The sequence below is a fragment of the Nonomuraea antimicrobica genome (assembly GCF_039536965.1).
Classification (GTDB): Bacteria; Actinomycetota; Actinomycetes; order Streptosporangiales; family Streptosporangiaceae; genus Nonomuraea; species Nonomuraea antimicrobica.
Genome location: NZ_BAAAZP010000201.1, coordinates 1 through 9,773 on the forward strand (window position 1 = coordinate 1; position 9,773 = coordinate 9,773).

The following is a 9,773-nucleotide window of genomic DNA, read 5'->3' on the forward strand; positions in this document are numbered from 1 at the left end:
GCCGCCATCGCGGCCGCCGCCCACACGCCGTCGTCGGCGTGGGTGATCTCGGCGAGGCGGGTGGCGACGTCGGCCGCCCGATCGGGACGGCCGGCGTGGCGGATCCCCACGGGCACCGCCCGCGCCACGGCGCCGTCGTCGAAGTGCGCGGGATTGTCGTTGCCGGTCGCGGGGGGCGTGAGACCCTCCTCGGCGTTGACGATCGAGGAGCGTTCCGCGACGCCCGACCACACCTCCCCGGCCCGGTCGACCACCATCTCGCGCCAGCCCGCGAACAGCTCCTCCCGGGTGGCGTCGGCGCCGGAGCCGAGCAGGATGCGCGCCGCGGCCACGGCGAACTCGGTGTCGTCGGTCCCGGACAGCTCCAGCGGCTCCGGGCGTCCGAGCGTGAACGGCAGGGGGAAGCGGAGCACCTGGTTGGCGTCGGCCTCGGCGCCGAGCCGCCACAGCCACGCGCGCGGCCCGCCGAGGCGCGCGGAACGGTGGTAGAGGGCGGGCATCCCGGCCGCGTCGCCGATGGCCAGGCCGAGCAGGGCTCCGCGGGCGCGGTCGCGCGGGGACAGGGCGGAGACGGCCGGCGCGCTCATGCGGCACCCGCCTTCGTGAGCAGCGCCGCGTGCAGGTCGCGGGCCAGCTCGGCCAGGTCGGTCCCGGCCGTCGAGCGGATGCAGTGGCCGCGTACGACGTTGATGCGCCGCCGCCACCGTTCCGGCACCGCCTCGGAGCCGTGCAGGGCGCCGGCCATGGCCCCGGCCATCGCGGCGATGGTGTCGGCGTCGCGGCCGATGTTGGCGCCGCCGAGCACCGCGGGGACGTACTCGCCCCGTGCCGCCGCGAAGACGCCCATCGCCAGCGCCGTCGCCTCCGGCCCCACGTCGGCGAAGGGGTAGTGGAAGATCGAGATCCGCTCGTACAGCTCGTCCAGTGCGGGGGCCAGCTCCCGGTGCGAGGAGCCGATGTCGACGGCCCGCCCGATGGTCCGCGCCGACCAGGAGCCGGCGGGCGCGGCGGCGAGCGCGGCTTCCACCACGTGCTCCCACGAGTCGGCGGTCATCGCCGCGGCGACTCCGGCGGCGACGACCTGCGCGCAGTAGACGCCGTCCTTGGCATGGGACACCTGGGCGTCGACCGCGGCCAGCCTGGCGGCCTCGGCCGGGTCGCCGGCGCACAGGATGCCGACCGGCGCGATCCGCATCGCCGCGCCGTCGCTCCACATCTCGTGGTTGTCGCTTCCCGTGACCGGCGGGGCGAGGCCGGCGCGGAGGTTGTTGATCGCGGTCATCTCGCTGAACCCGCCGCCGTGGAAGCCGCCCACCTGGTTGACCAGGTTGGCGGTCCAGGCGGCTCCCACCTGGTCGAGGGTGAGGCTCGTGCCGTGAGCCAGCACCAGGCGGGCGGTCAGCACCGCGTACTCGGTGTCGTCGGTGCCGGCCGGGTCGTCGTCGACGAAGCCGGACACCCATCCGTGCCGCTCGACGATCTGCTCCCGGGTGAGGCCCTCGGTCGGCGCGCCGAGCGCGTCGCCCACGGCCTGCCCGATGAGCGCGCCGTAGACGCGCTCGAAGGATGAGGTCACTGGCGCCATCTCCTTGCAAGACGTTTTGCATCCTTACTGAAGCGGATGCCCTCGAACGCCGTCAAGACCGCTCGGGGAAATCGTGCCATGATCCTGAAATCGCTGCTCATGCCTATTGACAATGCCGAGACGGAGAGGGAGGGTGTCGCCCACATCACACCAAACGTTTTGTATTCGGAGGTCGACTTGGCACGGGTCGGGATGACAGAGGTCGCCGCCAGGGCCGGTGTTTCCGTCACCACGGTCTCCCACGTGCTGTCCGGGCGCCGGCCGGTCGCGGAGAGCACCCGGACCCGGGTGCTCCAGGTGATCGAGCAGCTCGGCTACCAGCCCGACACGCTCGCCAGGGGGCTGCGCACCCGGCGCACGATGACCGTCGGGTTGCTGGTGCCCGATCTGACCAACCCCTTCTATCCGATGGTCCTGCGCGGCCTGAACGACGTGCTCGTGCCCGCCGGGTACCACGCGATCGTCTGCGACACCGACGGGACCCGCGAGCAGGAGCTGGCCTTCCTACGGGAGATGGCGACGCGGCGCGTCGACGGCATGGTCATCGCCCCGTTCCAGCTCACCAGGAAGGACCTCCTGTCGCACGCGAAGGCCGTGCCACTGGTACGGCTCGGAGACGGGCCCCTCGACGCCGACCTCGGCGACCTGGTCAGCAGCGGCGGCGAGGACGGCATGGCGCAGATGGTCCGCTACCTGCTCGAACGGGGCAGCCGCCGGGTGGCGTACATCGGCGGCCCCCGGCACACCGGCCCCAGCGACCGGCGCGAGGCGGGCTTCCACCGGGCCCTGGCCGAGGCCGGCCGGGTGGCCGGCGACGACCTCGTCATCCGCGGCGGCTTCACCCGGGACGCGGGACGGGAGGCGGCCGAGGTCCTGCTCAACCGGGCGGACCGGCCGGACGCGATCGCCTGCGCCAACGACCTCATCGCCATCGGCGTGCTCGACGCCGCCAGGAAGCTCGACCTGAGCGTGCCCGGCGACCTCGCCGTCACCGGCTACGACGACATCGACGCCGCCTCGCTCGTGACCCCGGCGCTCACCACCGTGGTGAACCCGGCGCGCGAGGTGGGCCGGGCCTGCGGCGAGGCGCTGCTGCGGCGGCTGACCGCCGACGGGGCCGAGCCCTACCGGGAGGTCGTCATCGCCAACTCCATCGTCCGCCGTGACTCGGCCTGACCCCTCCCCGCCCGTGACGCCGAAGCCCTTCCCGTCACCCCGAATGTGAACCAACAGGAGCAGTAATGGTGCGAAACCACCCACCACATGATCCTCGTGAGCTGCTGCGCTGGGAACTCGCCCAGCGCGCGGAGAGCGGATTCGACCTGGGCGACCTCCCCGCGGCGGCCCGGCCCGCGGTCGACGGCGACGACCCCGCGGTGGCCCGCGCCTTCCTCGACGAGCTCGACGCCACCACCCGCGACGAGCGCTGGGCCCGCGACGAGCCGGAGGACCTCGACGGCATCCTCGCCACCCTGCCCGCCGCCGCCCCGGTGACCGCCGTCGGCGAGGCGGAGCTGCGGGACCGGATGCTCGGCGCCTGGCTCGGCCGCTGCGCGGGCTGCAACCTCGGCAAACCGGTCGAGTACGGCGACCACTGGACGGCCGCCCACCTGCGCGACTACCTGGAACTGGCCGGCGCCTACCCGCTGCGCGACTACATCCCCGTCCTGGACCCCATGCCCGAGCGCTTCGAGCTGCGCGAGTTCTGGCCCTACACCACCCGCGGCCGGATCACGGAGAGCGCGCGCGACGACGACCTCGACTACACGATCCTCGGCCTGCACATCCTGGAGACCTACGGGCTCGGCTTCGGCACCGCCGACGTCGCCACCGAATGGCTCGACCGGCTGCCCTACACCCAGACCTACACCGCCGAGCGGCTCACCTACCGCAACCTGGTGATCGGACTCCCGCCGGACGAGGCGGGCAAGGCCGACAACCCCCACCGGGAGTGGATCGGGGCCCAGATCCGCGCCGACGTCTTCGGCTACGTCAACCCGGGCGACCCGCGCGCCGCCGCCGAACTCGCCTACCGCGACGCCGCGCTGTCCCACACCGCCAACGGCGTGTACGGGTCGATGTGGGCGGCCGCGCTGGTGGCCGCCGCGTTCACCGGCGACGCGCGGCAGGCGGTCGAGACGTCGCTGACCTGCGTGCCGCCCGGCAGCAGACTGGCCGAGGCGATCAGGTTCGTCCTGGAGCAGCACGCGACCGGCGTCACCTGGGAGCAGGCCAGGGCGGCCATCGAGGAGCGCTACGGCCACTACTCCTGGGTCCACACGGTCAACAACGCGACGCTCGTCGTGGCCGGGCTCCTCTGGGGCGACGGCGACTTCTCCGCCACGATCGGGCTCACCGTGCAGGGCGGCTGGGACACCGACTCCAACGGCGCCACCGCCGGCAGCGTCGCCGGGATCATCTCCGGCGCGAAGCGGCTGCCGTCGCACTGGACCGAGCCGCTCAACGACACCGCACGCAGCGCGATCCGCGGCTTCGACGGCTCCCGCATCTCCGAACTCGCCGACCGGGCCGTACGGCTGGCGATGAGCAAGTAACCAGCCACCTTCCCCGGAGACGAGCACGCCAGAACTCGGAGGCCACCCCATGTCCGAACCACTCTCCCGCCGCCGATTCCTCCAACTGTCCGGCGCGGCCGCCCTGGGCGCGACGGCCCTGGCCGCCTGCGGCTCAGGGGGCGGCGCCGGCGGCGACCAGATCACCTATTGGGGCGCGTTCCAGACCAAGGACCTCGAGAAGTACTTCAAGGAGAACTTCATCGACGCCTACAACAAGGCCGCGACCGGAGCGGACGCCCTCAAGGTGAACATGACGGTCAAGCAGATCGAGACCATCGACCGGCTCACCCAGACGGCGGTCGCCTCGGGCAGCGGCCCCGACCTCATCGCCACCTTCGGCCCGGCGCAGACCCTGAACTACGTGGGCAACGGCAACCTGCTGCCGCTGGACCCGTACGTGGCGCAGTACGGCTGGCAGGACGCCTTCCTGCCGTGGGCGCTGGACGCGGGACGGGTCGACGGCAAGCTCTACTCGCTGCCGGCCAACCTCGAGACCATGGCCGTCTTCTACAACCCGGCCACCTTCGCGCAGCACGGCTGGAAGCCGCCGACCACGCTGGCCGAGTTCGAGGCGCTCTGCCAGGACGCCAAGGGCAAGGGCATGGTCCCGGTCGGCGCGGGCAACGCGGAGTGGAAGCCCGCCACCGAGTGGGACGTGACCTGGGTCTGGAACACCTTCGCCGGACCCACGGCACTCTACGAGGCGCTCACCGGCGAGCGCAGGTGGACCGACCCCGTCTTCGTCGACGCGATCAACCTGCTCAAGGGCTGGTTCGACAAGGGCTGGTTCGGCGGCAGCACGGACCGCTACTTCACCAACAAGAACTCGACCGTCTACTCGCAGCTCGCCGGCGGCGGGGCGGCCCTGGTCTTCAACGGGTCGTGGGCGTTCGCCGAGATCGGCCCGTACTTCGGCGAGGCCGCGGGGAACGACGCGACCTGGGACTTCGCGCCCCTGCCGTCGCTGGGCAGCGGCGTGCCCGCGGGGGTGCAGCCGCTGTCGGTCGGCGCCGCCTACTCCATCAACAAGGACTGCGCCCAGCCCGCGCGGGCCGCGGACGTGCTCAACTACTTCGTCACCGACCCGGCCCGCCAACTGGGGACGCTGGCCGCGACCGGCCTGCCGCCCGCCCCCGTCAAGGTGGCGGAGAAGGACTTCCCCGCGTCCACCGACCCCCGTGTCAGGCGCCAGTACCTGGCGCTCAGCTCGGGCGCGAACATCGGCTACACGACCTGGACCTTCTGGCCCCCCAAGTCGGACACCTACATCTACGAGCAGATGGAGAAGGTGCTCGTCGGCCAGCTCAGCCCGCAGGACTACTGCGCGGGCCTGGACAAGGTGTTCCAGGAGGAGCTGAAGGCCGGCCAGCGACCTCCCGTGCCCGCTCCGACGGGGGCGTGATCCATGGCCATCATGCAGGTCCACCGGTCCGCGGCGCCGGCCGCGCGGCCCGGCCACGCGGAGCGCCGCACCAGGCTGCGCCGGGCCGCCGTCGGATTCGCCTTCATGGCGCCGCTGCTGGTGGTGAACGTCGTCGTCATCGCCGCGCCGGGCGCGATGTCGATCTGGTACTCGTTCACCGACTGGACCGGGCTCGGCCCGGCGAGCTTCGTCGGCCTGGACAACTACACGAACCTGCTCGGCGATCCCGAGTTCCACAACGCGCTCCTGCACAACACGCTGTGGACGCTCTTCTTCCTCACGGTGCCCATGGCGATGGGGCTGTTCGGAGCGTTTCTCCTCTCCCACATCAGACGCTTCCAGATGCTCTTCCGCGTCGCCTACTTCATCCCGTACGTCGTCGCGACCGTCGTGTCCGGCTCGATCTGGGAGAGCCTGCTCAGTCCCGACCAGGGAATCGGCGACGGGCTGGCCGCGATCGGGCTGCCCTGGCTGAAGGACGTCAACTTCCTCGGAGATCCGGACCTGGCCCTGGGCACGGTCGCGTTCGTCAACACGTGGCAGTGGTGGGGCTTCCTCGTCGTGATCTTCCTGGCCTCGATGCAGGCGGTGAGCCCGCAGCTCTACGAGGCGGCCCGGCTCGACGGCGCGAACAGGTGGCGCGAGTTCTGGCACATCACGCTGCCCGGCATCAGGCCGACCCTGATGTTCCTGGGGCTGATGACCGTCATCTGGTCGTTCCTGATCTTCGACTACATCTACATCCTCACCCAGGGCGGCCCGGCGGGATCCACCGACGTGCTCGGCACCCTGCTCTACCGCAACGCCTTCGCCAACCTGCAAGCCGGCTACGCGGCGTCCATCGGCGTCGTCATGGCCCTGGTCAGCGTGATCGCGGTCTCCGGCTTCCTCTACCTGCGCCGCCGGGGGTGGGACATTTGACCACTTCGACCACTTCGACCGCTTTGACATCTCGGCCGGCGCGCGCCGGGGCACTGTCGCTCGGACGGTACGCGACGTACGGCGTCCTGCTGCTGCTCGCGCTCTTCGCCGTCGGCCCGATGCTGGTGTTCGGCTTCAACGCGCTGAAAACGCCGTCGGAGCTGGCCACCTCTCCGCTCGGCCTCCCCGCGGCCCCCCAGTGGCACAACTTCGCCGACGCCTGGCAGGAGGCCGCCATGGGCGTCGGGCTGGCCAACAGCGTCGTGGTGGTGATCTCCACCGCGCTCGGAGTGTGCGTGATCTCCGGGTGCGCGGCCTACGCCATGGGACGGCTGCGCGTGCCCGGCAGCAACTTCCTCATCTTCTACCTGCTGGTCACCTCGGCGCTGCCGATCCAGCTCTTCCTGGTGCCGCTGTTCTACCTGTGGACCAACCTCGGCCTTTACGACAACCTGCTCGGCCTGATCATCATCTACTGGGCGGTGTTCAGCCCGTTCGCCACGCTCCTCATCCGCTCGTACATGGTCGGACTGCCCAAGGAGTACGAGGAGGCCGCCAGACTCGACGGGGCGGGCGAGTGGAAGGTGTTCGCCCGCGTGGTGCTGCCGATGGTCTGGCCGGGCTTCCTGACGGCCGCGCTGATCGCGGGGCTGTCGGCATACAACGAGTTCTTGCTCGCCGTGACCTTCATCCAGAGCACGGACAAGATGCCCGTCTCCACCGCGTTCTTCGCGTTCAAGTCCGGCTACACGCAGGACTACACGCTCATCAGCGCCGGTGGCCTGATCATGGTCATCCCGGTGCTGGTCGCCTTCCTCCTGCTGCAGCGCCGGTTCATCGAGGGCTACATCTCGTCGGGGATGACGGGCTGAGCGGCGGTCAGTCGGGCGGTGGTGGGACGCGGTCGACCTCGGCGTGGGTGGCGGCGGCCTCGCTGTAGCGGTGCAGGGCCTCCAGGGCGGTGGCCAGGCAGCCGAGTGAGACGACCAGCGGCGCGCCGCCGACCGGGCGGGTGAGCGCCACCGCCTCCTCCGCCAGCGGCAGGGCCTCCGCCGCCCGGCCCCGCCCGAGCAGCAGCTTCGCGGCCGTGAGCAGGCATCGGGAGAGGAGCACCGTGTAGTCGCCCGGCGACCGCTGGGCCAGCGCCCGGCTCCGCGTGATCGCCTCGCTCGCGCTCTTGAGCGCCGCGCGGCCGCCCCAGCGGGGCCGGGTCACGGCGAACGCGAGCAGACCCTCGATGGCCTCCACGTCGTAGGTGCCTTTTCGGGTCCGGTCGTCCGGGCCTTTTCGGGTCACGGGAGCCTCCCCTCGGCGGTCCCAACCGCTTGTTTGGGGGGTGAGGGTACACCATGGCGAACCTTCTGTGTTCCCCGCGGTACGCAGCGTTTCGGATGCGCGATTGGTAGATCACGGTAAAGATGTGGGCATGGTGGAAGTCGCGGCCGAGCGCGGGAAGCAGCACTCCTCCCGCGTGTCGGAGGAGGGCGCCGGGTGGGCGTGCTCGCAGACGGGTACGTTCGCGCAGCTCAGGCCCAATGCCCGAGGATTCAGCTGGCTGAATTTACGAACGCTCTGGCTCTCTCGCAACGAGATCCTCGCGGGGTTGTTCGGTGATCCTTCCGGGGAGGTGCGGGCGCGGTGGGTGGCGGCCCAGGAAGCGCGCGGGATTGATCCGGAATTTCGCATCAAGCCAGCTATTGGGGGAAATTTCAGTTTTCTTCTGCTAGGCGATACCGGAGAAGGCGACGCCTCCCAGTACGCCGTCGTCCCCGGCCTGCTGAAACTGGGCGAACATACGTCCTTCGCCATCATCGCCAGCGACGTGATCTATCCCACGGGATCGGGCAACGACTACGGGGACAAGTTCTTCCGCCCGTACCAGGACTATGACGCCCCCATCTACGCGATCCCCGGCAACCACGACTGGTACGACGGACTGGGCGGGTTCATGCGGGTCTTCTGCGACGCGCCGCCACTCAGGCCGAAGCCGGACCGAGGGCTGCGCGGGCTGCTGTGGCGCAAGCCGGAGGCCATCGACGAGGCGCGGCTGGCCAAGGCGCGGGCGCTGCGCGGCAGGCCGTCGCAGCAGGCGGGCGGGCAGGCGGCGCAGCCGGGGCCGTACTGGGTGATCGAGAACGACAGCCTGCTCGTCGTGGGCGTCGACACCGGCATCAGGAACGTCATCGACAGGGCCCAGACCGCGTGGCTGCGCCGGGTGTCGCTCGATCCCCGGCCGAAGCTCCTCGTGACCGGCAAGCCCATCTACACCGGGAACGCGTACAAGCCGTCGCCGCTGGAGGAAGGCGGGACGATCGACGACATCGTGCGCGACCCGGCCCACCGGTACGTCGCGGCCATCGGCGGCGACGTGCACAACTACCAGCGCTATCCGGTCAAGGTGGGCGACCGGGTGATCCAGTACATCGTCTCGGGCGGCGGCGGGGCGTTCATGCACGCGACGCACACCATCCAGCGGGTGGACGTGGCGGGCGTGCACGAGGACGACTTCAAATGCTACCCGCTGCGCGGCGACTCGCTGTCGTTCTACAGCCAGCTCTACGCCAGACGGTTGCGGATGCGGTGGATCTACCTGACGCCGTCCGAGGCGCTGCGCATCATGTCGGAGCACATCAGGAACGAGCCCGCCAGGAACCCGGGGGCCGACGTCCGGATCACGCGCCGGATGCGGTGGGCGGCGCGGCTGCTCGGGGCCTGGCCGTGGCCGCTGCGGCTGCCGGTGGACAAGGTGTTCCACCGCTACCTGTCCGAGCTGTCCGACTGGGACACGCCGCCGTTCTTCAAGCAGTTCCTGCACGCCACGGTGACGCCGGACGAGTTGACCCTGCGCTGCTTCGCGGCCACCGGCTGCCTGGGGCAGGAGCTGGAGCCGCCGCTGGAGGACGAGGTGCGCATCAGCCTGGCGCCCTGAACCGACGGCCGGGTGACGACGCGCGCCGTCACCCCGGGGCCCTGACCGACGGTTCTGTCGGTGGCGTTTGGCACTCTTGACCACGTGTACGTGGTGGTCGCTGGAGAGACGGTGCTGCCGGTCGGGGGCACCGCGCGCCGTCCCGCCGACCTGGGCGCGGCGGTGCGCGAGCTGGAGGCGGCCGAGCGGCCGCGGTGGGTGTGGGCCGACGCGCGCGAGACGTACCCGCCGCTGCTGGAGCGGGGCGTACGCGTCGCGCGCTGCCACGACCTCGCGCTCACCGAGGGCCTGCTGCTGGCCTACGAGGGCCGCTACGGCGAGCCCCGCTCGGCGCGGGCC

At 71.1% G+C, this 9,773-nt stretch carries 9 protein-coding genes and 1 pseudogene; 7 read left to right on the forward strand and 3 right to left on the reverse strand.

Annotation, left to right across the window (positions count from 1 at the left end; translation table 11 throughout):
* Together ABD844_RS44360 and ABD844_RS44365 are read right to left on the reverse strand one after the other, a co-directional pair.
* On the reverse strand, positions 1-587 hold a 587-nt coding region (locus tag ABD844_RS44360; RefSeq protein WP_344892986.1), incomplete at its 3' end, for an ADP-ribosylglycohydrolase family protein.
* The gene (locus ABD844_RS44365) at positions 584-1,576 is read right to left on the reverse strand and encodes an ADP-ribosylglycohydrolase family protein (protein ID WP_344892988.1); all 993 of its coding nucleotides are present in this window, start codon (positions 1,574-1,576) and stop codon (positions 584-586) included. The genes ABD844_RS44360 and ABD844_RS44365, both read right to left, overlap by 4 nt.
* A gap of 201 nt (positions 1,577-1,777) precedes the next feature.
* Here ABD844_RS44365 and ABD844_RS44370 point away from each other — a divergent pair, with 201 nt between their 5' ends.
* From ABD844_RS44370 to ABD844_RS44390, 5 genes are all read left to right on the forward strand, one after another.
* A complete protein-coding gene (locus ABD844_RS44370) occupies positions 1,778-2,761 on the forward strand; it encodes a LacI family DNA-binding transcriptional regulator (RefSeq protein WP_344892991.1) in 984 nt (327 codons plus the stop codon).
* A 65-nt stretch (positions 2,762-2,826) separates the two neighbouring features.
* On the forward strand, positions 2,827-4,140 hold the full coding sequence (locus ABD844_RS44375) for an ADP-ribosylglycohydrolase family protein (protein WP_344892994.1): 1,314 nt from the start codon (positions 2,827-2,829) through the stop codon (positions 4,138-4,140).
* 49 nt (positions 4,141-4,189) lie between these two features.
* The gene (locus tag ABD844_RS44380) at positions 4,190-5,563 is read left to right on the forward strand and encodes an ABC transporter substrate-binding protein (RefSeq protein ID WP_344892997.1); all 1,374 of its coding nucleotides are present in this window, start codon (positions 4,190-4,192) and stop codon (positions 5,561-5,563) included.
* Between the two features lie 3 nt (positions 5,564-5,566).
* Positions 5,567-6,505: a carbohydrate ABC transporter permease gene (locus tag ABD844_RS44385; RefSeq protein WP_344893000.1), complete on the forward strand. Its 939-nt coding sequence runs from the start codon at positions 5,567-5,569 to the stop codon at positions 6,503-6,505.
* Between the two features lie 23 nt (positions 6,506-6,528).
* Positions 6,529-7,377, forward strand: coding sequence for a carbohydrate ABC transporter permease (locus tag ABD844_RS44390; protein WP_344893003.1), 849 nt, complete (start codon positions 6,529-6,531; stop codon positions 7,375-7,377).
* 7 nt (positions 7,378-7,384) lie between these two features.
* Here ABD844_RS44390 and ABD844_RS44395 read toward each other — a convergent pair whose 3' ends face one another.
* A complete protein-coding gene (locus ABD844_RS44395; RefSeq protein WP_344893006.1) occupies positions 7,385-7,801 on the reverse strand; it encodes a tetratricopeptide repeat protein in 417 nt (138 codons plus the stop codon).
* 526 nt (positions 7,802-8,327) lie between these two features.
* Between ABD844_RS44395 and ABD844_RS44400 the strand changes: the two genes are divergently transcribed.
* Together ABD844_RS44400 and ABD844_RS44405 are read left to right on the forward strand one after the other, a co-directional pair.
* Positions 8,328-9,434, forward strand: coding sequence for a metallophosphoesterase (locus ABD844_RS44400; RefSeq protein WP_486348551.1), 1,107 nt, complete (start codon positions 8,328-8,330; stop codon positions 9,432-9,434).
* Between the two features lie 60 nt (positions 9,435-9,494).
* Positions 9,495-9,773, forward strand: a pseudogene (locus ABD844_RS44405) (bifunctional 3'-5' exonuclease/DNA polymerase); the annotation flags it as partial.

Excerpts from the sequence above, each read along its gene's own strand:
- ABD844_RS44370 (WP_344892991.1), top strand. The coding sequence starts at position 1,778 with ATGACAGAGGTCGCCGCCAGGGCCGGTGTTTCCGTCACCACGGTCTCC.
- ABD844_RS44375 (WP_344892994.1), top strand. The coding sequence starts at position 2,827 with ATGGTGCGAAACCACCCACCACATGATCCTCGTGAGCTGCTGCGCTGG.
- ABD844_RS44380 (WP_344892997.1), top strand. The coding sequence starts at position 4,190 with ATGTCCGAACCACTCTCCCGCCGCCGATTCCTCCAACTGTCCGGCGCG.
- ABD844_RS44385 (WP_344893000.1), top strand. The coding sequence starts at position 5,567 with ATGGCCATCATGCAGGTCCACCGGTCCGCGGCGCCGGCCGCGCGGCCC.